Annotated in this window: 26 protein-coding genes; 6 read left to right on the top strand and 20 right to left on the bottom strand. The window is 67.2% G+C overall.

All coding sequences use genetic code 11. The annotated features are described in order from the left end of the window. Nucleotides 1-31 precede the first annotated feature (31 nt). Nucleotides 32-1,954 carry a M61 family metallopeptidase gene (locus tag ACI2JO_RS08940; protein ID WP_404720285.1) on the top strand — a complete coding sequence of 641 codons (1,923 nt, stop codon included), beginning with the start codon at nucleotides 32-34 and terminating at the stop codon, nucleotides 1,952-1,954. A 33-nt stretch (nucleotides 1,955-1,987) separates the two neighbouring features. Continuing rightward, nucleotides 1,988-2,566, top strand: coding sequence for an inorganic diphosphatase (gene ppa, locus ACI2JO_RS08935; protein ID WP_404720284.1), 579 nt, complete (start codon nucleotides 1,988-1,990; stop codon nucleotides 2,564-2,566). Nucleotides 2,567-2,749: 183 nt separating this feature from the next. On the opposite strand, the gene ACI2JO_RS08930 is transcribed toward ppa, so the two are convergent. The 7 genes from ACI2JO_RS08930 to ispG form a co-directional block, all read right to left on the bottom strand. After that, nucleotides 2,750-3,109, bottom strand: a complete 360-nt coding sequence (locus ACI2JO_RS08930; protein ID WP_404720283.1) for a TfoX/Sxy family protein — start codon at nucleotides 3,107-3,109, stop codon at nucleotides 2,750-2,752. Between the two features lies 1 nt (nucleotide 3,110). Beyond that, nucleotides 3,111-3,431 (bottom strand): DMT family transporter, encoded by a 321-nt coding sequence (locus ACI2JO_RS08925; protein WP_404720282.1) that lies wholly within the window; start codon nucleotides 3,429-3,431, stop codon nucleotides 3,111-3,113. Beyond that, nucleotides 3,431-3,913, bottom strand: coding sequence for a GNAT family N-acetyltransferase (locus tag ACI2JO_RS08920; RefSeq protein WP_404720281.1), 483 nt, complete (start codon nucleotides 3,911-3,913; stop codon nucleotides 3,431-3,433). Before ACI2JO_RS08920 ends, ACI2JO_RS08925 begins: the two co-directional genes overlap by 1 nt. A 229-nt stretch (nucleotides 3,914-4,142) precedes the next feature. Beyond that, on the bottom strand, nucleotides 4,143-5,045 hold the full coding sequence (locus ACI2JO_RS08915) for a DMT family transporter (RefSeq protein ID WP_404720280.1): 903 nt from the start codon (nucleotides 5,043-5,045) through the stop codon (nucleotides 4,143-4,145). Between the two features lie 3 nt (nucleotides 5,046-5,048). Continuing rightward, nucleotides 5,049-5,216, bottom strand: coding sequence for a hypothetical protein (locus ACI2JO_RS08910; protein WP_404720279.1), 168 nt, complete (start codon nucleotides 5,214-5,216; stop codon nucleotides 5,049-5,051). Then, nucleotides 5,201-5,737: a hypothetical protein gene (locus tag ACI2JO_RS08905; protein ID WP_404720278.1), complete on the bottom strand. Its 537-nt coding sequence runs from the start codon at nucleotides 5,735-5,737 to the stop codon at nucleotides 5,201-5,203. Before ACI2JO_RS08905 ends, ACI2JO_RS08910 begins: the two co-directional genes overlap by 16 nt. A 5-nt stretch (nucleotides 5,738-5,742) precedes the next feature. Beyond that, nucleotides 5,743-6,867 (bottom strand): flavodoxin-dependent (E)-4-hydroxy-3-methylbut-2-enyl-diphosphate synthase, encoded by a 1,125-nt coding sequence (gene ispG, locus ACI2JO_RS08900; RefSeq protein ID WP_333917196.1) that lies wholly within the window; start codon nucleotides 6,865-6,867, stop codon nucleotides 5,743-5,745. 72 nt (nucleotides 6,868-6,939) lie between these two features. Between ispG and ACI2JO_RS08895 the strand changes: the two genes are divergently transcribed. Beyond that, complete coding sequence (locus tag ACI2JO_RS08895) at nucleotides 6,940-8,106, top strand: acyltransferase family protein (RefSeq protein WP_404720277.1); 1,167 nt, start codon at nucleotides 6,940-6,942, stop codon at nucleotides 8,104-8,106. A gap of 63 nt (nucleotides 8,107-8,169) precedes the next feature. On the opposite strand, the gene ACI2JO_RS08890 is transcribed toward ACI2JO_RS08895, so the two are convergent. From ACI2JO_RS08890 to ACI2JO_RS08830, 13 genes are all read right to left on the bottom strand, one after another. Beyond that, nucleotides 8,170-9,072, bottom strand: a complete 903-nt coding sequence (locus tag ACI2JO_RS08890; RefSeq protein WP_404720276.1) for a flagellar motor protein MotB — start codon at nucleotides 9,070-9,072, stop codon at nucleotides 8,170-8,172. Between the two features lie 5 nt (nucleotides 9,073-9,077). After that, nucleotides 9,078-9,941, bottom strand: coding sequence for a flagellar motor stator protein MotA (motA, locus tag ACI2JO_RS08885; protein ID WP_404720275.1), 864 nt, complete (start codon nucleotides 9,939-9,941; stop codon nucleotides 9,078-9,080). 239 nt (nucleotides 9,942-10,180) lie between these two features. Next, nucleotides 10,181-11,077, bottom strand: a complete 897-nt coding sequence (locus tag ACI2JO_RS08880) for a flagellin (protein WP_404720274.1) — start codon at nucleotides 11,075-11,077, stop codon at nucleotides 10,181-10,183. A gap of 5 nt (nucleotides 11,078-11,082) precedes the next feature. Continuing rightward, complete coding sequence (flgK, locus tag ACI2JO_RS08875; protein ID WP_404720273.1) at nucleotides 11,083-12,426, bottom strand: flagellar hook-associated protein FlgK; 1,344 nt, start codon at nucleotides 12,424-12,426, stop codon at nucleotides 11,083-11,085. A gap of 226 nt (nucleotides 12,427-12,652) precedes the next feature. Further along, entirely contained in the window at nucleotides 12,653-12,994 is a 342-nt protein-coding gene (locus ACI2JO_RS08870; RefSeq protein WP_404720272.1) for a rod-binding protein, read from the bottom strand. Beyond that, complete coding sequence (locus tag ACI2JO_RS08865; RefSeq protein WP_404720271.1) at nucleotides 12,994-14,088, bottom strand: flagellar basal body P-ring protein FlgI; 1,095 nt, start codon at nucleotides 14,086-14,088, stop codon at nucleotides 12,994-12,996. The genes ACI2JO_RS08870 and ACI2JO_RS08865 overlap by 1 nt, the downstream gene beginning before the upstream one ends. Continuing rightward, nucleotides 14,088-14,744: a flagellar basal body L-ring protein FlgH gene (locus tag ACI2JO_RS08860; protein WP_404720365.1), complete on the bottom strand. Its 657-nt coding sequence runs from the start codon at nucleotides 14,742-14,744 to the stop codon at nucleotides 14,088-14,090. Before ACI2JO_RS08860 ends, ACI2JO_RS08865 begins: the two co-directional genes overlap by 1 nt. A gap of 83 nt (nucleotides 14,745-14,827) precedes the next feature. Further along, on the bottom strand, nucleotides 14,828-15,619 hold the full coding sequence (gene flgG / locus ACI2JO_RS08855) for a flagellar basal-body rod protein FlgG (protein WP_404720270.1): 792 nt from the start codon (nucleotides 15,617-15,619) through the stop codon (nucleotides 14,828-14,830). Nucleotides 15,620-15,633: 14 nt separating this feature from the next. Continuing rightward, entirely contained in the window at nucleotides 15,634-16,386 is a 753-nt protein-coding gene (locus tag ACI2JO_RS08850) for a flagellar basal body rod protein FlgF (RefSeq protein ID WP_404720269.1), read from the bottom strand. Nucleotides 16,387-16,418: 32 nt separating this feature from the next. Continuing rightward, nucleotides 16,419-17,705, bottom strand: coding sequence for a flagellar hook protein FlgE (locus ACI2JO_RS08845; RefSeq protein WP_404720268.1), 1,287 nt, complete (start codon nucleotides 17,703-17,705; stop codon nucleotides 16,419-16,421). 39 nt (nucleotides 17,706-17,744) lie between these two features. Continuing rightward, complete coding sequence (locus tag ACI2JO_RS08840; RefSeq protein WP_404720267.1) at nucleotides 17,745-18,470, bottom strand: flagellar hook assembly protein FlgD; 726 nt, start codon at nucleotides 18,468-18,470, stop codon at nucleotides 17,745-17,747. Nucleotides 18,471-18,472: 2 nt separating this feature from the next. Continuing rightward, on the bottom strand, nucleotides 18,473-18,883 hold the full coding sequence (gene flgC / locus ACI2JO_RS08835; RefSeq protein ID WP_333917184.1) for a flagellar basal body rod protein FlgC: 411 nt from the start codon (nucleotides 18,881-18,883) through the stop codon (nucleotides 18,473-18,475). Nucleotides 18,884-18,886: 3 nt separating this feature from the next. Continuing rightward, nucleotides 18,887-19,237: a flagellar basal body rod protein FlgB gene (locus tag ACI2JO_RS08830; protein WP_404720364.1), complete on the bottom strand. Its 351-nt coding sequence runs from the start codon at nucleotides 19,235-19,237 to the stop codon at nucleotides 18,887-18,889. 289 nt (nucleotides 19,238-19,526) lie between these two features. Here ACI2JO_RS08830 and ACI2JO_RS08825 point away from each other — a divergent pair, with 289 nt between their 5' ends. Genes ACI2JO_RS08825 through ACI2JO_RS08815 form a run of 3 tightly spaced genes read left to right on the top strand, consistent with a single transcriptional unit; the run spans nucleotide 19,527 to nucleotide 21,249 of the window. Continuing rightward, the gene (locus ACI2JO_RS08825; RefSeq protein WP_404720266.1) at nucleotides 19,527-20,216 is read left to right on the top strand and encodes a motility protein A; all 690 of its coding nucleotides are present in this window, start codon (nucleotides 19,527-19,529) and stop codon (nucleotides 20,214-20,216) included. Beyond that, entirely contained in the window at nucleotides 20,213-20,743 is a 531-nt protein-coding gene (locus ACI2JO_RS08820) for an OmpA family protein (RefSeq protein WP_404720265.1), read from the top strand. Before ACI2JO_RS08825 ends, ACI2JO_RS08820 begins: the two co-directional genes overlap by 4 nt. Further along, nucleotides 20,740-21,249 (top strand): flagella basal body P-ring formation protein FlgA, encoded by a 510-nt coding sequence (locus tag ACI2JO_RS08815; RefSeq protein ID WP_404720264.1) that lies wholly within the window; start codon nucleotides 20,740-20,742, stop codon nucleotides 21,247-21,249. The genes ACI2JO_RS08820 and ACI2JO_RS08815 overlap by 4 nt, the downstream gene beginning before the upstream one ends. The last annotated feature ends 13 nt before the right edge of the window (nucleotides 21,250-21,262 follow it).

Below are 21,262 nucleotides of genomic sequence, written 5' to 3'. Positions count from 1 at the left end.
GGGTCAGTCACGCTGTCCTTTGGGAGCCCCGATGATCGCCCGTTTCGCGTCCGCCGCCCTGCTCGCCTCCGTCGCCCTCACCCCGCTCGCCGCGCAGGTCCCCGCCGGCAACAGCGCACCGCAGCCGGTGCCGTTCACCGACACGATCCCCGCGCCGCGCGACGTGCGCTTCCCCGGCACGCTCCGGCTGAACGTCGACGCCAGCGATCCGTCGCAGGGGATCTTCCGCGTGACCGAGACGATCCCGGTGCCGCAGGCCGGGCATATGGTGCTGCTGTTCCCGAAGTGGCTGCCCGGCGCGCATAGCCCACGCGGCGAAATCGAAAAGCTGGCCGGGCTGATCATCACCGCCAACGGCAAGCGTGTGGAGTGGACGCGCGATCCGGTCGACGTCTACGCCTTCCATATCGACGTGCCGGCGGGCGCGAAGACGGTTGAGGCGCGCTTTCAATTTATCTCGGCGACGCAGACCAATCAGGGTCGGATCGTCATGACCCCCACGATGATCTCGCTCCAGCCCAACTCGGTCAGCCTCTACCCGGCCGGTTACTTCACGCGGCAGATCCCGATCCAGATGACGGTGAAATACCCGGAGGGCTGGACGGCGGCGGGCGCGGTACCGGCCAAGAAGGCAGGTTCGACTTACAGCTACGACACCACCAACTACGAGGTGCTGGTCGATTCGCCGGTTCTGGCGGGCAAGTACGGCAAGGTCTGGCCGCTCTCCCCCCGCGTCAACCTGAACGTCTTCGCCGACGATCCCGCCGAGCTGGCCGCGACGCCCGAGCAGATCGCCGGGCACCAGCGGCTCGTCGATCAGGCCGCGAAGACCTTCGGCGCGCAGCATTACGACAAATACGAATTCCTGCTGTCGATTACCGACAAGCTCGGCGGGATCGGGCTGGAGCATCACCGGTCGAGCGAGAATGGCGTGACGCCGGGCTATTTCACCAAGTGGAACGACGGCCCCGGCCGCCGCAACCTGTTGCCGCACGAGTTCACGCACAGCTGGGACGGCAAGTTCCGGCGCGGCGCGGACCTGTGGACGCCCGACTTCCGCACGCCGATGCGCGATTCGCTGCTGTGGGTCTATGAAGGGCAGACGCAATTCTGGGGCTATGTGCTCCAGGCGCGTTCGGGGCTGGTCAGCAAGCAGGACACGCTCGACCAATATGCCGCGATCATGGCGCTCTACGACAGCCAGCCGGCGCGGCAGTGGCGGTCGCTGGCCGATACCACCAACGATCCGATCATCTCGCAGCGACGGCCGAAGGGCTGGACGAGCTGGCAGCGCAGCGAGGATTATTACAACGAAGGGCTGCTCGTCTGGATGGACGTCGACTCGCTGCTGCGTGAGAAGTCAGCCGGCGCGAAGTCGATCGACGATTTTGCGCGCGCGTTCTTCGGGATCCGCGATGGCGACTGGGGCGAGGTCACCTATACGTTCGACGATGTCGCCAAAACACTCAACGGGATCGTGCCGTGGGATTGGGCGGGATATCTTCGCCGGCGGCTGACCGAACATGCCTCCGGCGCACCGATCGACGGATTGGCGCGTAACGGCTATCAATTGTCCTATAGCGAGACGCCGACCCCGTCGTTCAAGGCCGCCGAAACCTCGGCCAAGTCCACCAATCTGACCTATTCGGGCGGGATGGTGCTCGACGCCTCGGGCACGCTGACCGGCGTGACATGGGACAGCGCCGCCTTCAGGGCGGGCTTCACGGTGGGCGACCAGATCGTCGCGGTCGATGGCGAGGCGTATAGCGCCGATAAACTGAAGGCCGCGATCACCGCCGCAAAGGGCACGAAAACGGCTATCCCGTTGACGGTGAAGCAAGGCGACCGCTTCCGCAGTGCAGCACTCGACTATCATAATGGCTTGCGTTACCCGCGCCTTCAGAAGATCGGCGCCGGTGAAACCGGTCTCGATCGTCTTCTTGCGCCCCGCTGATCCGGGGCGTTCGCACCTCAAGAGGGGAAGAGAATGCGTATCGATCTGATCCCGGTGGGTAAGAGCCCGCCCGACGACCTGAACGTGGTGATCGAGGTGCCGACCGGCGGCGAGCCGGTGAAGTATGAGTTCGACAAGGCGTCGGGCGCATTGTTCGTCGACCGCATCCTGCACACGCCGATGCGTTACCCGGCGAACTACGGCTTCGTGCCGCACACGCTGTCGCCGGACGGTGATCCGCTCGACGCGCTGGTCGTGGCGCGCTCGCCGTTCATCCCCGGCTGCGTCGTCCGCGCGCGTCCGATCGCGGTGCTGAACCTCGAGGACGAGGCCGGCGGCGACGAGAAGCTGGTCTGCGTGCCGGTCGACTCGACCTTTCCTTACTACGCCAACGTCGGCGAGAAGGACGATCTGCCCGAGATCGTTTTCGCGCAGATCGAGCACTTCTTCACCCACTACAAGGACCTGGAGAAGAAGAAGTGGGTGCGCATCGGCACCTGGGGCGACCGTGAGGAAGCGCGCCGGATCGTCCTGGAAGCGATCGACCGCTACGAGGCCGCCAAGGCCGAGGGCGTCGAGCCGCACGATCATGACGTGCCGGGTCGGGAATAAGACCGTATACTCCCTCTCCCCTTGGGGGAGAGGGAGTGTCGGGTCGTCCATGCTCCCAGCATGGACTGAACGATGCGGGGCATTGTTCACCCAACACTGGTGAGGGGTCGAGGTCTCGACGAGACGGGCCTCTCTGCGAGGCACCCGCCCCTCACCCAACCCTCTCCCTCAAGGGGGAGAGGGCTAAACGTTTTTCTTCTTTCTTTTTACCCGCGCCCGCCGCCCGGCGGCGACACCGAGCAGCGCCCAGTTGCGCAACGCCTCGCCATCGTCGTAGCAATCCTCGGGCGCGCGCCGGTAGTTCATCGACGCCACCGTCCCGTCGCCGCGCTCATGGGTGAAGCGCGCGCAATCGGCCGCGTCATAGGCCGCGTCGCTCTCGGCATCGCTCTTGAACCACAGGCTGCCGTCGCCACCGACGATCGCGAATATGATTCCGTCGAGATAGAGCGTCGCGCCGCCCATCATCCGTCGATGCGTGACGCTGCCGTCCGCCGCCAGCGCCTCCGCGACCCAGTCGATCAATCCCCGATCGAGCGCCATCTCACTGCCCCGCGGTCAGCTTGAGCCCCGCGATACAGCCGACCGCGCCGAGGATCAGCAGCAGCCGCACCGGGGTCGCCGCCTCGCCGTAGAAGACGATGCCAATCAGCACGGTGCCGAGCGCGCCGATTCCGGTCCATACTGCATAGGCGGTGCCCATCGGGATGCTGCGCGCGGCGATCTCCAGCAGCAGCATCGACATCGACACCGAGGCGAGAAAGGCGAGCGTCCAGCCGATGTGCCGGAAGCCGTCGGCGTTGCGCAGGCAGGTGGTGAAGCCGACCTCGAACAGCCCGCCGACGATCAGCCAGACCCACGCCATCAGCCACGTCCCGCCAGCGCCAGCAACGCCGCGCCGTCGACGCGTTGCACGGTCCATTCGTCCTGCGCGACCGCGCCCTTCGCGCGATAGAAGTCGATCGCGGGGATGTTCCAGTCGAGTACCCACCATTCGAAGCGCGCATAGCCACGATCGACCGCGATCCCGGCCAGCGCCTTCAGCAGCGCCGCGCCCGCACCCTGCCCGCGCGCTTCGGGGGCGATATAGAGGTCGTCTAGCCAGATGCCGCGCCTGCCGGTCCATGTGGAGAATGTGAGAAAGAAGATCGCAAACCCGACCGCGCGGCCGTCGAGATCGGCGATCAGCGCCTCGGCGGCGGGGGATGCGCCGAACAGCGCGTCATGGAGCATTGGCTCGGTCGCCTCGACCGCGTCCGGCGCCTTCTCGAACGCGGCGAGATCGCGGACGAAGCCGAGCATCGTGGGTACGTCGGTGGGGGTGGCAGGGCGGATCGTGAGCGTCATGCGCGCGGGTGTATCGCCTCGGACGCGTTCGCCCAACCCTCTCACGCCATCCCGAGGAAGGTGAAACCTCTTCGAAAGTCCCCTTCTTGTACCTCGGCTTACAGGCGGCATGCTCCCGGGCTTTCGCCGCGCCCTCGCACAGGCGGGGACACAAAACCTCTCACCTGTCGCTTCTATCGACAGACCCACGCGCCTGGATTCCCGCCTTCGCGGGAATGATGGAAGATGGTCAGGCAGCCCCCTCCAGCGCGCCCTGCGGCACCTTTCGCCGCCGCGCCGCATACAGGCACGCGACGACGATCACGCCCGCTCCCGCCAGCGTCGTCGGCGCGACCCGCTCGCCGAAGCACAGCCATCCCAACATCGCGGCATAGACGAACGACGTATATTCGGTGGTCGCCAGAAACCCGGCCTCGGCATGCGCATAGGCCCAGCCGAGCAGGAACAGCGAGCCGGTCGCCAGCAGCGCGGCGACCGCGATCTTCCACCACAGCTCGGGCGCAGGCAGCACCGCCAGCCACGGCGCAGCGCACAGCAGCAGCGTCGCGGTGACCGTTGACTGGACGAAGGCGATCTCCCGCGGGCTCGCGGCCTGGCTCTGGAGCCGCGCGACGATCAGATTGGCGGCGTAGAGGATCGCCGAGGCGAGGATCGCGCCCGCGCCCGCCAGTGCCTGCGGCCCGAGCGTCATCCGCGTCTGCCCGGCGAGGATCACCGCCACCCCCGCGAGCGCGGCGATCGACGCGCCGACCACCCGCGCGCCGACGCGCTCGCCGAGCAACCACGCGCCGAGCAGCAGGGCGAGCAGCGGCGCGATGTAGGTCAGCGCGATCGCCTGCGCCATCGGCACGCGCGCCAGCCCCCAGAAGAACAAGAGCGCCATCGCGGTGGTGAGCGCGCCGCGCGCCACATGCAGCCTGAGCGCACGCGCCCCGATTCGTCGACCGCCACCGGCCCGCCACGCCACGCCGCCGGTCACGCTCTGGAGCAGCGTCCGCCACAACAGAGCGTTATAGACGCCGATCGCCAGTACCAGCGACTTCATGAACGCGTCCATGACCGAGAACAGCCCGATCCCGCCCGCCGCCACGCCGAGCGCCAGCGCCGGGGAAAGGTGGCGAGGGTTGGTCATCGATCAGTCATGCGGCCCGTGATCGCGCGCATCGCGGCGAGCTATGCGGATGCCGCCATCGATCACTTCGAGCGTCACCTCGTCGCCCTTTGCCAAGCCGCAATCGTGCAGCAGATCGGGTGAAATCGTGATCGCGCCGCCGGCGGCTACCGTCGTCAGAAGATCTTCCACCAGGGCCTCTTGGCGACCACATCAGCGCCCGTGACGATCGTGAAGGTCGCGTCGCTGACCGCATCGTAGCGGTGGCCGGTCATCGCCTCCATGATCGCGACGGGGATATCGAACAGGTGATCAACCTCGCCACTTTCGTCTTCGCGCTCGCGGGCCTGCGCCTCCGCGACGATCGGCGCAAAGGCAGCCGGCCACTCGCCGGCGAGTTCCGCTTCCTCATCCACGCCGTAGCTGACCGACCATTGTGCCGCGCCGTCGTCGACACGCAGATCGGCGGCCATCACGCCTTCATGCACCATCAGCGTCGCGATCGCCGGGCGGGGCGTCATGCCGTCGAGACGCTTCGCATCCGCCCAGTCGCAGTCATTGGCCCAGACGATCGTCCAGCCGTTCGGCAATTGCGCCGCCGATAGCGGCGCCTCGTTCGCCGCGTCCACCCGCCCGATATCGGTCAGCCCCAGCTGCGACAGCACCGCGGCCTTGTCGGCCTTCGCCGCCAGCAGGCTGATCCGAAAGCCCACCGCCGTTACGCTGCCACCAGTTTCGCGGCCGCGTCCGATGCCTCGATCTCGGCCGCCTTGGCCTCGACCAGTTTGACGATGTGCTCGATCATGTCGGCGTCCTGCACATGGTGATCGGTGACACCCGACAGGTAGACCATGTGCTTACCGTTGCCGCCGCCGGTAATGCCGATGTCGGTTTCGCGCGCCTCGCCCGGGCCGTTGACGACGCAGCCGAGCACCGACAGGCTCATCGGGGTGCGGATGTGCTGGAGCCGTTCCTCCAGCGCTTGCACGGTGCGGATCACGTCGAAGCCTTGCCGCGCGCAGCTCGGGCAGCTCACGACGCGGACGCCGCGGTTGCGGATGCCCAGCGCCTTGAGGATCTCGAACCCGACGCGGACTTCCTCCTCCGGCTCAGCCGACAGCGAGACACGGATCGTGTCGCCGATCCCGAACCATAGCAGCGAGCCGAGCCCGATCGACGACTTCACCGTCCCGCCGATCAGCCCGCCGGCCTCGGTGATGCCGAGGTGGAGCGGGCAGTCGGTCGCCTCGGCAAGCCCCTGATAGGCGGCGACCGCGAGGAAGACGTCCGACGCCTTCACCGCGACCTTATATTCGTGGAAGTCGTGATCCTGCAGCAGCTTGATATGGTCGAGCGCCGATTCGACCAGCGCCTCTGGGCATGGCTCGCCATATTTCTCGAGCAGATCCTTCTCGAGCGAACCCGCGTTGACGCCGATGCGGATCGCGCAACCATTTGCCTTGGCGGCGCGCACCACCTCCGCGACACGATCCGACGACCCGATGTTGCCGGGATTGATGCGCAGGCACGCCGCGCCGGCATCGGCGGCTTCGAGCGCGCGCTTGTAGTGAAAATGGATGTCGGCGACGATCGGCACCTTCGCGGCGCGGACGATCTGGCCGAGCGCGGCGGTGGACGCAACGTCGGGGCAGCTGACACGGACGATGTCCGCCCCGGCCTCCTCGCAGCGGCGGATCTGGTCGATCGTCGCGGCGGCGTCTTCGGTGGGCGTGTTGGTCATCGTCTGCACGGTGACCGGGGCATCCCCGCCGACGGGGACATTGCCGACCATGATCTGGCGGCTGGGACGACGCGCGATATCGCGCCACGGACGGATCGACATGCCCGCCATATACGCGTGTGGCGTAACAGTTCAAAGTCGCAGCATCGGCCAAGCAATGCTAGGCGACCGAAAATGCAGCGTCATTACGGCCTGGACTGGCTCCGCATCGGGGCGTTCGCGATCCTGATCCTCTATCATGTCGGCATGGTTTTCGTGCCGTGGGACTTTCATGCGAAGCTGCCCGGCGCGTGGTGGGTGGCGGTGCCGATGATGGCGTCGAACCCGTGGCGGCTGGCGCTGCTGTTCCTCGTCTCGGGATACGCCAGTCGCGCGCTGATGCTGCGGAACAAGGCGCCGTGGCGATTCGCGCGGCAGCGCTCGCTCAGGCTGCTGGTGCCGCTGATCTTCGGAATGACGGTGATCGTTCCGGTGCAGCCGTGGGTCGAGCTGGTCGAAAAACATGGCTACACCGGAGGCTTCTGGCACTTCTGGTGGCACGATTATTTCCGGTTCGGCGCGCTTGGTCCGCTGTTCGTACCGGCGTGGAACCATCTGTGGTTCGTCGCCTATCTGTGGGTCTACACGCTCGTGCTCGCTTCGGGCGCGCTGCTGCTGCCGTTGGCGGTCCGGCGCGCGATGCAGGCGGGATTCGTGTGGACGATGCGCGGGCCGGCATTGCTGATCGTTCCGATCGCATGGATGGTGTTCGTCGGTTTCTGGCTTTTCCCGGGCGGGCGTGAGACTCACGGGCTGATCGACGACGGGGTCGCCCATTTCAGCTACTTCCCGTTCTTCCTGTTCGGCTATGCGCTGGCGTGCGCGCCGCAGACGCTTGCGGCGCTGGTTGCACGGTGGAAGGCATCAGCGGCGATCGCGCTGGCCGCCTATGTGCTGGTCGCGGGGATCGAAATTCGCTGGCCGGGCAGCCGGATGCCCTATCCGTGGGGGATCGTCTTCTCGGTGGCGCGCTCGATCGAGGGCTGGTCGGCGGTGGCGGCGCTGATCGGCTATGCAGACGGGCACTGGAACCGCGATCGCAAGTGGCGGCGGATGCTGACCGAGGCGGTATTCCCCTTCTACATCATACACCAGTCGATCATCGTGCTGGTCGCCTTCTGGCTGGCGCCGCTCGCGCTGCCGGGCGGGGCGGCGTTCGCGGTGCTGGTCGCGGCGACGCTGGCGGGATGCTGGGCCTTCTATCTGGGCGGGAGATCGATCGGGCCGCTGCGCCCGTTGATCGGGCTGCGGCGGCACGCGTCGCGGCGGACGCACGTCGATCCACGGCCGGCGATCGTCTGAGGTCGGGGCGCCCTGACCGGAGCGGAGCTCGTCATTGCTTCGCTACGCTCGCAGTGACGACATCTACTGCCCGAAGGTCCCCGCACGATAGAGCAGCGTAATCGCGACGCGGCGGTTGCGTGGGTCCTGCGGGTTGTCAGCGATCATCGGCTCGCGATCCGCGACGCCCTCGATCCGGTTGAAGCGCGTCTCCGGAATGCCGCCCAGCGCCAGCCGACGGCGCGTCGCCTCGGCGCGGCCCGACGACAGCATCCAGTTGTTCATCGCGCGCGGATCGCCGTACGGCAGGCTGTCGGTATAGCCGCGGATCGAGATCGGGTTCTGCGTTTCCTTGATACCCTGCGCGACCAAGCCGATCAGCGCCGAGGCGTCGGCGGCGAGCGCGGTGGTGCCCAGCGCGAACATCGAATAATCGGCGTCGTCGACCAGGTCGATGCGCATCCCGTCGGACGTCATCGTGAAGCGGATGTGCTTGGCCAGCTTCGCCAGTTCGCGCTGCGCCATGATCTTCTGCATCACCTGCTGGCGCAGCTTGGCAAAGTTCTTGGCGTCCTCCTTGGCGACCGCGCTGCTGCTGCGCAGCGAGCCTTTCTTGCCGAAACCCTTGGCCTCGCCGACCGGATCGGTAGTAACCAGCGCCAGCGCGTGCAGATCCGACGTGCCCGCCTTCGGCCCGATCTTCTCCTTGGAGGTCAGCGACTCGCCGCCGAACATGCCGTTGCCGCCGATCCCGACGCGCTTCTTGTCGATCAGCGTCGGCGCGAAATAATCGGCGATGCCCTTGCGTTGCTTCTCGGTCGTCGCGCCGAGCAGCCACAACAGCAGGAAGAACGCCATCATCGCGGTCACGAAATCGGCATAGGCGACCTTCCACGCGCCGCCGTGGTGACCCCCGGCGACCATGGTGATCTTCTTGACGATGACGATCTTGGGCGGCTCGTTCTTGCCGTGCGGTGCCTTGGCCATCGCGCTTACTTACCGCGCAGGCCGTCGAAGACCTCGGCGAAGCCGGGCTGGTTCTTGTGGTCGATTCCCGAGCGCGCCGCCTCGATCACCAGCGGCTGTGGATGCCCGTGGAGCGAGGCGATGATGATCTGCTTGACGACGTGATAGATCGCCGCGTCGGCCGCGATCACCTGCTTGAGCCGGCCCGCGAACGGATTGACGATGCCGTACGCCAGCAACACGCCCATGAAGGTGCCGACCAGCGCCGAGCCGATCATCCCGCCCAGTACCGACGGCGGCTTGTCGATCGAGCCCATCGTCTTCACGATCCCGAGCACCGCCGCGACGATGCCGAGCGCGGGGAGCGCGTCGGCGAGGCTCGTCAGGGTGTGCTCGGGCCCCTCGACCTCGTGGTGGTGGGTCTTGATGGCGTTGTCCATGACCTCTTCGACCGCGTGGACGTCGAGCGTGCCCGAAGACACGACGACGAGGCGCAGCGTGTCGGCGATGAGGTTGACCAGCGTATGGTCCTTCAACAGCTTGGGATATTCGGCGAACACCGCCGAGGACTTCGGGTCCTCGACATGCGGCTCGAGCGCGATCGGCCCTTCCATCCGCAGCATCTTCATCAGCTTGCTGACGAGAAAGATGACGTCGAGATAATCCTGCTTCTTGTACTTCGGTCCCTTGAAGACCTTGCCCAGGCCGCCGCCCATCGCCTTCAGTTCCTTGCCGGAATTGCCGATGACGAGCGCGCCGACCGCGGCGCCGCCGATGATGAGCATCTCGTGCGGGATCGCCTCGAACACCGGGCCGAGATTGCCGCCGGTGATGGCGAAACCGCCGAACACCATGCCGAGGAGGATAACGAGGCCGATGGCCGGGAACATGGCACTTTCCCCAATTCGCTTGCGGGATGATTCTCGAGGGGAGTGGTTAACCCGACAGCGGTGGAGAAGTGGTTACCGCGGTTGTGGTCGTGCGGGATTTGCCGTTGTGGGGTGCTGATCGGCGGCCCGCCCTATCCCTCACACGTCATTGCGAGCGCAGCGAAGCGATCCAGGGCCGGATCAGGACGCCCCAGATTGCTTCGCTGCGCCCGCAATGACGGATGATGTCAGGGAGACGATCAGCGCAGGTAGCTGAACAGCGACAGCTGCGACAGTTTGGAAAAGCTCGACTGGGTCGCGGTGAGAATCGTCATCGTCTTGGCGAACTCCGCCGCGGTCGCGGTCATGTCGGTATCCTCCAGCGACGAGCGCAGCTCCTCGCGATCGGCGGAGACATTCTCCTGCAACGTCTGCTGAAGCTCGACCCGTGCGGCGCGTGCGCCGACCGAGGCCTGCACGATCGACACCTGATCAGTTGCGCTGTTGACCTTGTCGAGCAGGTTGCGCGCCGACTCGCCGGTCTGGTCGCCCGCTTGCAGCGCCGACGCCAGTTGCGACAGGATCGCCAGCGTGTCGCCGGCCGGGCTCTGGAAGATCCGCGCGGCGGTTTCGGTCGGCTGGATCGTCATATTGTCGGCGATCGGCACTTCCGACAGCGACGGTGCGGTGTTGTAGGCAAAGGTGCCGTCACCGTTTTTCGTGATCGCCGCGTCGCCGCTGGCGCTGCCGAACAGCGAGCGGCCGTTCGAATCGGTGACGTTGCCCAGTCCGACCAGCGTGTCGACCACCGCCTTCAACTCGTCGCCGATCACCTTGCGGTCCTGCACGCTCAACGAGCCATTGCCGGCGCGAACGGTCAATTCGGTCGCGCGCTGCATCTGTGTGGTGATCGAGTTGAGCGTCGTATCCGCCTGCGACAGCAGCGACGACGACATGTTCATGTTCGACGTATAGGCGGCGGCGTCGATATTCTTGCGATCGAACTCGGCAAGCTGCTGCCCGATCGCGACGTTTTCGGACGGCGAGGTGAATTTCTTCCCGGTGGCCAGCTGGGTTTGGAGCTTGACCGCGTTCGACATCAGCGATCCCATGCGGGCCGCGGAACGATCGAACAGGAGGCTGCTGGAGATCTGCATGGCGCTTACCTGATCTCGAGGATCGACTGGAAGGTTTCCTTGGCGACCTGGATGACGCGACTCGATGCCTGGTAGGCCTGCTGATATTTCAGCAGGTCGACCGCTTCGTTATCCAGATTGACCCCGGTCAGTTCGGAACGGGTGGTGATCGCGCCGTCGCGGATCGTGGTCTGCGCCTCCGCGACCAGCCGGCGCTGCTTGAGCGTCGCGGCATTGTCGGTGACGAGCGCCTGAACGCTGCCCTCGAACCCCACGCTGCTGCGCTTGCCGGCAAGCGCGGCGAGGTTCGACGCGTCACGCGAACCGCCCGCGCGCCCGGCGGCGGCGATCTGGTCGCCGCCGGTCAGGATCACCTTGAACTGCGTGGGGTCGGTGGTGCTGGCCTCGAAGAAATCGGTGCCGGGATTGCCTTTCAGGTCGTCGCCCGCGGCCTGCAGCGTGTTGACCGTTTCGGTCAGGTCCTTGGCGACCCGCGCGAGGCCGTCGCGCGTCGAGGCGATCCGCTGCGCGCCCTCGACCATCCCCGCCAGCGATCCGCCTTCGGGGTCGAACAGCGTCGGTGAACCGTTGGGCGGACGCACCGCGAGCGCGACATTGCTGCCGGTGCGGCCATAGGCGACCTCGCTGGCGTCGCGCGGGTCGACGAGTACCGGACCGTTCGGGCCAGAGGCGCGGACGGTGGCGCGACCGTAATCGTCGAGCTTGACGTCAACGTCGGTCAGCGCGCTCATCTGCTGAAGCAGGTCGTCGCGCTGGTCCATCAGCCCGGCCATCGCCGAGGTGCCCGGCGCGGTGCGCACCAGTCCCTGGTTGACCTTGAGCATCGCCTGATTGAGCCGCGACAGCTCGGCGGCGGCCTGCCCGGCCTGGCCGTCGAGTTCGGCGGCCGAATCGTCGAGCGCGCGCGCGGTGACGCCGAACGCATCGGCGACCGACGAACCGGCGCTCAGCATTCCCGCACGCAACGCGGTGGAGGACGGATCGGCCTGCAGCGCGGTGCCGGCGGCGAAGAAGGCGGTCATCCGCGACGACAGGCCGCCGCTGCCCAGCGCGGTCTCGATCCGCTCTAGCCAGACCGATCCGGCCTCGGTTCGCGACAGATCGGACGCGGCGTTGCGCAAAGTCTGGTCGGCATAGCTGTTGCCGGCGCGCAGGATGTTGAAGGCCGACGACCCCATGCCGTTCGGCGACGAGGTGTTGAAGCCGGTACCCCCGGTGATCTCGCGGATGCTGGGGGTGCGCCGGACGTAGGACGCGTTGCCGGCATTGGCGATGTTCTCCGACGTCGTCGCCAGCGCCGTCTGGTACGTGCGCACGCCCGAAGCGCCGAGGGAGAGCAGATCACTCATGCGGTGAGAGTCGCATGATTCGGATTAAAATCGGGTTTATAGGGGTATTTGAACGCCGCGCCCCTCGGGTGGCCGGACTTCACCCCACCCTCCGTTCGTGCTGAGGAGGCATTGAGCTTGTCGAATTGCCGTCTCGAAGCGCCGCCCAGCGCATGTCCTTCGAGACGAGGTTTCGACAAGCTCAGCCTCTCCCCAGGACGAACGGAGGGGCAGGCCCGAGTGAACCTCAGGGCTTCGGCGTTGCCGTCGCCGTCCCGTCCGGACCCGCCCCCATCTCTGACTGCGATTGCGCGAGAAACTTGCTCATCGCCTGCCCGATTCCGATCGGGTGGTGCTCGGCCATGTTCTGCACGACCTTCTGGTCGCTCATGTCGCGGAACGTGTCCATCGCCTTGCTGTCGATCAGCGGGTCGGCGAGCTTCGCCTGCCGCATCGATTTCAGCATCATGCCGGTGAACACCGATTCGAACTGCTGCGCGGCCTTGTCGAGGTTCTGCTTGGTCGCGGCGCGCGACAGGCCGGTGTCGAGCCCGGTCTGGCCCGAGATGGCAGGGATCGCGTCGCTCATTACAGCACCACCAGTTCGGCCTTGAGCGCGCCGGCTTCCTTCAGCGCCTCGAGGATCGCGACCAGGTCGGCCGGAGAGGCGCCGATCGCGTTCACCGCCTTGACGACATCGGCCAATTTGGGGCCGGGCGTCAGCAGGAACATCGGCTTCTTCTCCTCCGTGACCTGTACGTTCGAGCGGTTCTCCAGCGCGGTCTGCCCATTGCTGAGCGGTGCGGGCTGGCTGACGCGCTGGCTCTCGTCGATGCGGACGGTCAGCTTGCCGTGCGTCACCGCCGCGGGCGCGAGCCGGACCGCGGAGTTGATGACCACCGTGCCGGTGCGCGCGTTGACGATCACCCGGGCGGGCGGCTCGGCGCTGTCGACGGTCAGGTTTTCGATCTCGCTCATCAATGTCGCGCGCACGTCGGCGCCGACCGGCGCGCGCACCGCCACCGACACCGCGTCGGTCGCCTGCGCCGAGCCGAAGCCGAGCTTGCGGTTGATCGCCGCGGCGACGTTCTGCGCGGTCGTGAAATCGGCGCGCGCGAGGTTGTAGGTGAGGAACGGCGTATCGGCGAAACCGGTCGCCACCGCGCGCTCCACCGTGGCGCCCTCGGGGATGCGGCCGGTGGAGGGAACGTTGACGACGATCTTCGACCCGTCCGCGCCCTCCGCGCCGAGCCCGCCGACCGCGAGATTGCCCTGCGCCATCGCATAGACCTGCCCGTCGGCGCCCAGCAGCGGGGTGAGCACCAGCGCGCCACCGCGCAGCGACTTGGCCTTGCCCATCGAGGCGACGGTGATGTCGATCCGCTGCCCCGGCTTGGCGAACGGCGGCAGCTCGGCGGTGATGAGCACGACCGCGGCGTTCTTGAGCCCCGGATTGGCGCTGGCGGGCAGTTGCAGCCCGAAGCGCGAGGCGACCGCCTTCACCGACTGGACGGTATATTCGAGATTGTCGTCGCCGGTGCCGGGCAAGCCGACCACCACGCCGTAGCCGGTCAGCTGGTTCGAGCGGATGCCCTGAAAGCCGCCCAGATCCTTGATGCGATCCGCGTGCGCGGGCACCGAGACGAGCAACGCGACCAGCGCGATGAACAGCGTGCGCAGCATCAGAACGGGCTCACCACCTGGAAGAAGCGGGACAGCCAGCCCTGACGGCTGGCGCGGGCGACATCGCCCTTGCCGGTATAGGCGATCTGCGCATCGGCGACGCGGGTCGACTGCACCCGGTTGTCGCGGTCGACGTCGGCGAAACGCACGATGCCCTTGATCTGCACGAATTCATCGCCGCGGTTGAGCGTCACGCGCTTCTGGCCGCGCACCAGCATCGTGCCGTTGGGATAAACCTCGGCGACCGTCACCGATACTTCGCCCGACAGCGAGTTCGACTGGTCGGCCGCGCCGGTGCCGTTGAAGCCGCGATTGCCGCTGGCGCCAACGTCGCTGGGGCTGAGCAAGCCGCCCAGCGGGCCGGTGCTCGGCGGGGTCAACCCGAACGAGCCCTTGGAATCGATCTTCGACGCCGACGATTTCGACGCCGCCGTTCGCTCGACCAGCACGATCGTCAGCGGATCGCCGACGCGGCGCGCGCGCCAGCCCTCGTACAGCGCCGCATAACCCGCCGACGCCTGGAAGATCGCACCGTCGGCGACCGGCGTGGTCGGCGCCGGCGCGACAGGCTCGACGCGGGCGGCGCTGAAATCCTCGCCCGGCTTCTTCTTGAGCAGCTTGCCGAACACGCTGGCGTGCGCGGGTGCGGGCACCATCGCGACGGCGGCGGCGGCGCCGAGCATCCCGCCCAGCAATGTGCGAATCCGGCGAAAGGAAGATGTCGTCGTCATGATCCGGGTCATGACAGATTCTGGTTAACGGTTTTCAGCATGTCGTCGGTGGCGGAGATCATCTTGGAATTGACTTCATAGGCGCGCTGCGTCTCGATCATGTCGACCAGCTCCTCGACGACGTTGACGTTGCTCGCCTCCAGCGTCCCCTGCCGCACGCGGCCGCGCCCGTCCTCGCCGGGCACGCCCATGTTGGCCGCACCGCTCGACGCGGTTTCCAGAAGGAAGTTGTCGCCGTTCGACTCCAGCCCCGCCGCGTTGGGGAAGCTGGCGACCTGGATCTGCCCGAGATTCTGCCCCTCGGCCTGCCCCGGGATCGTCGCCGTCACCGTGCCGTCGGTGCCGATCGTGATCTGCGTCGCATTGGTCGGCACGGTGATGCCGGGCATCACCTGATAACCCTGGCTGGTGATGAGCAAGCCCTCGGGCGAGCGCGAGAAATTGCCGGCGCGGGTATAGCCGAGCTGCCCGCCCGGCATCTGCACCTGAAAATAGCCGCCGCCATCGAGCGCGAGGTCGAGGCTGTTCCCGGTCTGGCTCATTGACCCCTGCGTCTCGGTGCGCGACGTGCCCTGCACGCGCACGCCGGTGCCGAGGTTGAGCCCGGTGGCGTATTTGGTTTCACCGGTCGATTGCGCGCCCGGCGCGGTGACGACCTGGTAGGACAAGGTCTCGAACGCGGCGCGGTCACGCTTGAACCCGGTCGTGCTGACGTTGGCGAGGTTGTTCGAAATGACGCGCATCCGCGTGTCCTGGGCGTCAAGCCCGGTGCGCGCGATGTGCATGGCGGCGGTGGTCATCGGTCAGTCCTTCCTCAGCCCGGCAGGCGCATCACGGATGCGCTCGATTCGTCCATGGAGCGGGCCTCTTTCAGCAAGTTGGCCTGCACTTCGTAGCTGCGCTGGTTCTCGATCATGTCGACCAGCGCCTGGGTCATGTTGACGTTGGAGCCTTCCAGCGCGCCGCTGGTGACACCGGCGTCGAGATCGGCGGGCATCACGCCGCCGCCGCGCACGCGCATCAGATTGTCGAGCCCCTTCACGGCATCGCTGCCCTTGCTCGACACGACCTTCAGCCGGTCGACGACGGTGACCTGCCCGGTCTTGTCGCCCTGCGGCACGATCGAGATCGAACCGTCCGAGCCGATGCTGATCGAATCGTACGGCGGCACGGTGATCGGGCCACCCTGCCCCATGACGATGAAGCCGTCGCCGGTCTGGAGCGCGCCCGAGGCGGACACCGACAGGTCGCCGCGCCGGGTATAGGCTTCCGAGCCGTCCGACGCCTGCACCGCCAGCCATTTGTCGGCATCGCCCAGCGCGACGTCGAGCGGACGCCCGGTCTGCTGTACGACACCCGGCGCGCGATCGGCGTCGCGCACCTCTTCCGAGGTCGGCTGGCGCGCCGAAAGCTGCGTCGAGCCATCGGACAGGATGATCCGGTCGAACACCACGCGATCGGCGCGGAACCCGGTGGTGGAGACGTTCGCCATGTTGTTGGCGATCGCGGCCTGCGACTGCATATGCGCGCGCAGACCTGTCGCCGCGGTATAGACCAGCTTGTCCACTTACATCCTCTCCGACGTCCCGACCGTGTGCATCAGCCGCGGATGTTGAGGATCGCCTGCGACACCTGCGTCGCGGTATCGAGCGCCTTCGAGTTCGCTTGGAAGTTGCGCTGCGCGGCGATCAGGTTGACGAGTTCCTCGGTGATGTCGACGTTCGAGCCTTCGAGCTGGCCCGACTTCAGGCTGCCGAAGCCCTCGGCCGCGGCGAAGCCGAGCGTCGCCTTCCCCGAGATACCCGTTGCCTGCCAATAGTTGCTGCCCGCCTGGCGCAGACCGGTCGGCGCCGAGAACTTCGCGATCGCGACCTTGCCGAGCGGGACGATGTCCGAGTTGGAATAGCTGGCCTTGATGATGCCGGCGTCGTCGACGGTGATGCCGACGAGCTGGCCGACCGCGACGCCATCCTGCACGCGGTTGCTGACCGCCGCGGCAGCCGAGGTCTGCGTCGAGCCCGACAGGTCGAGCTTGATCGTCTGCTGCGCCGCGCCCGACGCCGGGATGAACGGCTTGAACTGGATCGTGTTCGGCGGGACCAGCGCGCCGGTCGTGTCATACTTCTGCGTAACCGGACCCGGACCGGTCGCGACACCGTCGTCGGGCGTCAGCATCTGGTCGCCGACATAAGTGAAGACCTGCCACGTCCCGGTGTTCGGCGGCGTCGCGGTCGGCGCACCTTCGGCGGTGCGCACGTAATAGCTGGTCATCGTCATCGCATTGCCGTTCGCGTCATAGACGCGCGTCGCGACCGAGTTGTTGTAGGTGCTGGTGTCGGTGCGCTTGAACAGCGAGGCGTCCTTGACGGTGGCAGTCGACGGGATCTGCACCTTGGTGGCGACGTTCTTGGTCGCGCTCGGCGAGCCGCTGGTCGGCTGGATCTGCAGGTTGGTCAGCGACTTGTCGCCGGTCGCGGTGACGTTGCCGTCGTTATCGACCGGATAGACCATCAGGTAGCTGCCCTGCGCGTCGATCACGTTGCGGCTGTCGTCGACCGTGAACGCACCGGTACGCGTGTAGTTGACCTGATCCGACAGACCGGTCGACTTCACGACGAAGAAGCCTTCGCCGAGGATCTGCATGTCGAGCGCGCTCTTGGTCTGGTTCGACGAACCGTCCGAGAACTGCTGCACGGTGCCCTTCACCGACACGCCCGAGCCGACCATCTTGCGCGGATCGGTCGAGACGTTCGACGAGATGACGTCGGCGAACGCGGTGCGGCTCTTCTTGAAGCCGTTGGTCGAGACGTTGGCGAGGTTGTGGCTGATGACCGACATGTCGGTCTGCATGGCCTGAAGGCCCGACAGCGAGGTGAAGAAGGACATGGGAGGTACTCCTGCGGAAAGTTCGGGAAAGGAATGGGGTCAGGCGACCTTGCGGACCGCGGCAGGATCGACCTTGCCGAGGCCGGTGACGTTGAGGACGGGTTCGGCGCCCGCGGCGAGCGAGACGGTCTCGACCGGCGCCCACACCAGCGACTTGGCGGGGACGATCGTGCTGCCGTTCGCGGCCTCGACGGTGACGGTGTACGGGCCGTTCTCGACCTTGTTGCCGGCGTCGTCCTTGCCGTCCCAGCTATAGTCGACCGAGCCGGCCTCCTGCTTGCCGAGCTGGATGTTCTTGACCGCCAGCCCGTTCTTGTCGGTGATCGTCACGTCGACGTCGGTCGCCGAGTTCGGCAGCTCGACCGCGCCCATGATCCCGCCGGCGGACCGCTCGTACGCGGTTTTGCCCTCGGTCAGCACGGTGCGGCCGACGAAGCTCATCGCGTCGCTCGACGAGGTCGTGCCCAGCCGGTTGGCGATGCCCGCCAGCGTGCTGCTCATCTCGCTGATCCCCGCGACCTGCGAGAAGGTCGCCATCTGTGCGACCATCTGCGTATTGTCCTGCGGGTTGAACGGATCCTGATATTGCAGCTGCGCGGTCATCAGGCGCACGAAGTCCTTCTGCCCGAGCTGCGACTTGCCGACGTTCGCGCCGGCGTCGGTGGTGCCGGTGACGGAGTTGGAACGCGCGACACCGGCCGAGGAGAAGATCGCGTCCTGCGCGGCCTTGTCGACCCCGCTGGTGTTGGCGGTAATGCTGGTCATGGTCAGCGACCCATCTTGAGAGTGTCGAGGATCAGCGTCTTGGCGGTCTGCATCACCTCGACGTTGTTCTGGTAGCTGCGCGCGGTCTCCATCATGTCGACCAGCTCGCGCGATTCATCGACCGCGGCGTCGAAGACGTTGCCGTCCTTGTCGGCGAGCGGATGATTGGGATCGTAGCGCTTGGTGGGCTTCTCGCCCGCGGTGACGATCTGCTGCACGTCGACCGTGGACAGGCCGCTCGCCTGATCGAAGCTGGTACGGAACACCGGTTTCATCGTCTTGTAGGCGGCATCCTCGGTGCCCGCGACGCCACCGGCGTTGGCGAGGTTCGACGCGGTGGTGTTCATCCGCGTCAGCTGCGCCGACATCGCGCGGCCCGCGACCTGGAAGACCGTCATCGGGGTACCCGACATGGCTTATTCTCCCTTCAGCGCGCGGGTGATCTGCCCGATGCGTCCATTGAGGAAGGCGAGCGTGCTCTGATACTGCACGGCGTTCTCGGCGAAGGCGGTCTGCTCGGTGGACAGTTCCACCGTGTTGCCGTCCATCGACGGGTTGGTGGGCACGCGATACTTGACCGCACCACCCAGATCGGCGCCGACGCCGCCTGGCTGGTTCTCGACCGCATTGAGCGCGGTCGTGAAGTCGATGTCACGCGCCTTGAAGTTGGGCGTCGACGCATTGGCGATGTTCGACGCCAGCACGCCCATGCGCTGTGCACGCACCTCCAGCGCGGCGGCGTGAACTCCGAACAATCCCTCGGCCATCGGCCCCAACTCCTCCATGCACGACAGGTGCACGAGGCTAGTCAGCAAAGGCCGTGCCAAACGGGTCGGGCAACGGCTTGAATCCCCGTCATTGCGAGCGGAGCGAAGCAATCCAGAGCCGGGCCAGGACGCGCTGGATTGCTTCGCTCCGCTCGCAATGACGAAAGAGCGGGCGACCGGGCGGCAAAGCCTTGCCGGTTGCCGGCAATCCGGGTTGCCGCCGGTGCCACGAGCGGCGGCCCGCATGGAGGCCGGACTCACTTGGCCCACGGCTTGCAACAGGCCGGGCATGACTCCCGCGCTACTTCTCGACCCCGTGGCGCTGGCGATCGTGCTGGGCGGCACGATGCTGGCGACCGTCCTGCGCACCCCGCTGCGCGATCTGGCGCATGCGCTGCTCGCACTCTCCACCTTACCGCGTCGCCGCTTTCGCGCCGACGCGCGGCTGGAGCAGATCGCGACGCTGGCGCGGATCGCGCAACGCCACGGCGTCCACGCGCTCGACCGCAGCGTGATCCGCGACACCGATATCGCCGCCGCGATCGTGCTGATCGTCGACGGCGCGCAGCCGGCGGTCGTGGTCGAGGCGCTCGACACCGCGCGCCGCCAGCGCGCCGAGCGCCACCGCATCGTCGTCGAATGCTGGACCGGCATGGCCGAGACGGCCCCCGCGATGGGGATGATCGGCACGCTGATCGGGCTGGTCGCGATGTTCACGCGGATGAGCGACCCGCAGGCGATCGGCGCAGCGATGGCGGTCGCGCTGATGGCCACCTTATATGGCGCGTTGCTCGCCAACCTCGTCGCGATGCCGGTTGCGGCGCGGCTGCGCACCGCCGCGCGCGCCGAACTGCTCGAACGCGAGCGGCTGGTCGCGCCGCTCGCCGCGCTTGCCGAGCGCGAGGCGCCGCGCGTCCGCGCGCGCGCGCAGGACGTGGACACGCCGCTGGCGATCGTCGCGCAGGACGAAGCGGCATGAGCGACGACACGTTGCTCGACATCCAGCCCGGCCGCCCGCTGTGGCTGATCACGCTCGCCGATCTGGCGCTGCTGCTGGTCGGCTTCTTCGTGCTGCTCCAGGCCAATCAGACGCTCACCCCGCGCGATCTGGCGCGCGGCATCGCGGAAGGGTTCGGCGTCGAGCCAGCGCCCGCCGCAATGCCGGTCGCCAGTCACGGCGTCGCGGGGTTCGCGCCCGGCTCGGCGGTGCTGCCGCAATCGACCGAGGCACTCGTCAAATGGGCGCACGCCGAGCTGCGTGACCCGCGCGTGCGGCTGACCGTCACCGCCAGCACCGACGGCAGCGCCGCCGATGTCGACCCCGCATCGCACAGCGCGACGGTGCTCGCCGCCGATCGTGCCCGCACGATTGCCGCTGCCCTGGCCGCGGGCGGCGTGCCCGATGCGCGACTCATCCTTTCGACGACGCCCGCGCATGGTCCGCGTGCGGTCGCCGTCACGCTCGCCTTCGCCGGCGAGACCAATTCGCAAGGAACCCCCAAATGATCGCGCTGCTCGCCGCCGCCTCGCTGGCCTTTCAGGATACCGCCGCGATCGACCGCGCGGTCGCCGCCTTCACCACCCGTCCGATCGGTGCCGAGGGCGGTGCGCGCACGCCGGTCGACGCGCGGCTGCGGCTCGCCACCTGCGGAATGGTGGCGCTGTCGTGGCGCACCGACGCGCATGACGCCGTGGTGGTCGCCTGCGCGGACCCGGCGTGGCGAATCTTCGTGCCGGTGATCGCACCGCCGCGCGCCGCGAGCGCTACGCCCGCGGTGATGCGCGCCGGCGCGGTGGCGCCCGCTCCCCGCGCCGAACCGGTGATCCGTCGCGGCGATTCGGTGACGATCGAGGCCGGCTCGGACGGTTTCTCGATCACGCGCGAGGGCGTCGCGATGGCCGATGCCGCGCCGGGCGGGCGCGTGATGGTGCGCGTCACGGACTCGGCGCGTCCGGTGCAGGCGGTGGCGGTCGACGCGGGTCGCGCGACCCTGCCCGGCTGGCCGGAATAAAAAAGTGCTAAAG

The organism is Sphingomonas sp. NPDC079357 (genome assembly GCF_044901155.1).
Lineage (GTDB): Bacteria > Pseudomonadota > Alphaproteobacteria > Sphingomonadales > Sphingomonadaceae > Sphingomonas.
This window is presented reverse-complemented; position numbering and strand designations above follow the sequence as displayed.

Bases quoted from the DNA above. Each gene is read 5' to 3' on its own strand.
- ACI2JO_RS08940 (WP_404720285.1), top strand. From the start codon at position 32: ATGATCGCCCGTTTCGCGTCCGCCGCCCTGCTCGCCTCCGTCGCCCTC.
- ppa (WP_404720284.1), top strand. From the start codon at position 1,988: ATGCGTATCGATCTGATCCCGGTGGGTAAGAGCCCGCCCGACGACCTG.
- ACI2JO_RS08930 (WP_404720283.1), bottom strand. From the start codon at position 3,109: ATGGCGCTCGATCGGGGATTGATCGACTGGGTCGCGGAGGCGCTGGCG.
- ACI2JO_RS08925 (WP_404720282.1), bottom strand. From the start codon at position 3,431: ATGGCGTGGGTCTGGCTGATCGTCGGCGGGCTGTTCGAGGTCGGCTTC.
- ACI2JO_RS08920 (WP_404720281.1), bottom strand. From the start codon at position 3,913: ATGACGCTCACGATCCGCCCTGCCACCCCCACCGACGTACCCACGATG.
- ACI2JO_RS08915 (WP_404720280.1), bottom strand. From the start codon at position 5,045: ATGACCAACCCTCGCCACCTTTCCCCGGCGCTGGCGCTCGGCGTGGCG.
- ispG (WP_333917196.1), bottom strand. From the start codon at position 6,867: ATGTCGATCCGTCCGTGGCGCGATATCGCGCGTCGTCCCAGCCGCCAG.
- ACI2JO_RS08895 (WP_404720277.1), top strand. From the start codon at position 6,940: ATGCAGCGTCATTACGGCCTGGACTGGCTCCGCATCGGGGCGTTCGCG.
- ACI2JO_RS08890 (WP_404720276.1), bottom strand. From the start codon at position 9,072: ATGGCCAAGGCACCGCACGGCAAGAACGAGCCGCCCAAGATCGTCATC.
- motA (WP_404720275.1), bottom strand. From the start codon at position 9,941: ATGTTCCCGGCCATCGGCCTCGTTATCCTCCTCGGCATGGTGTTCGGC.
- ACI2JO_RS08880 (WP_404720274.1), bottom strand. From the start codon at position 11,077: ATGCAGATCTCCAGCAGCCTCCTGTTCGATCGTTCCGCGGCCCGCATG.
- flgK (WP_404720273.1), bottom strand. From the start codon at position 12,426: ATGAGTGATCTGCTCTCCCTCGGCGCTTCGGGCGTGCGCACGTACCAG.
- ACI2JO_RS08870 (WP_404720272.1), bottom strand. From the start codon at position 12,994: ATGAGCGACGCGATCCCTGCCATCTCGGGCCAGACCGGGCTCGACACC.
- ACI2JO_RS08865 (WP_404720271.1), bottom strand. From the start codon at position 14,088: ATGCTGCGCACGCTGTTCATCGCGCTGGTCGCGTTGCTCGTCTCGGTG.
- ACI2JO_RS08860 (WP_404720365.1), bottom strand. From the start codon at position 14,744: ATGGTGCCCGCACCCGCGCACGCCAGCGTGTTCGGCAAGCTGCTCAAG.
- flgG (WP_404720270.1), bottom strand. From the start codon at position 15,619: ATGACCACCGCCGCCATGCACATCGCGCGCACCGGGCTTGACGCCCAG.
- ACI2JO_RS08845 (WP_404720268.1), bottom strand. From the start codon at position 17,705: ATGTCCTTCTTCACCTCGCTGTCGGGCCTTCAGGCCATGCAGACCGAC.
- ACI2JO_RS08840 (WP_404720267.1), bottom strand. From the start codon at position 18,470: ATGACCAGCATTACCGCCAACACCAGCGGGGTCGACAAGGCCGCGCAG.
- flgC (WP_333917184.1), bottom strand. From the start codon at position 18,883: ATGTCGGGTACCCCGATGACGGTCTTCCAGGTCGCGGGCCGCGCGATG.
- ACI2JO_RS08830 (WP_404720364.1), bottom strand. From the start codon at position 19,237: ATGGCCGAGGGATTGTTCGGAGTTCACGCCGCCGCGCTGGAGGTGCGT.
- ACI2JO_RS08825 (WP_404720266.1), top strand. From the start codon at position 19,527: ATGACTCCCGCGCTACTTCTCGACCCCGTGGCGCTGGCGATCGTGCTG.
- ACI2JO_RS08820 (WP_404720265.1), top strand. From the start codon at position 20,213: ATGAGCGACGACACGTTGCTCGACATCCAGCCCGGCCGCCCGCTGTGG.
- ACI2JO_RS08815 (WP_404720264.1), top strand. From the start codon at position 20,740: ATGATCGCGCTGCTCGCCGCCGCCTCGCTGGCCTTTCAGGATACCGCC.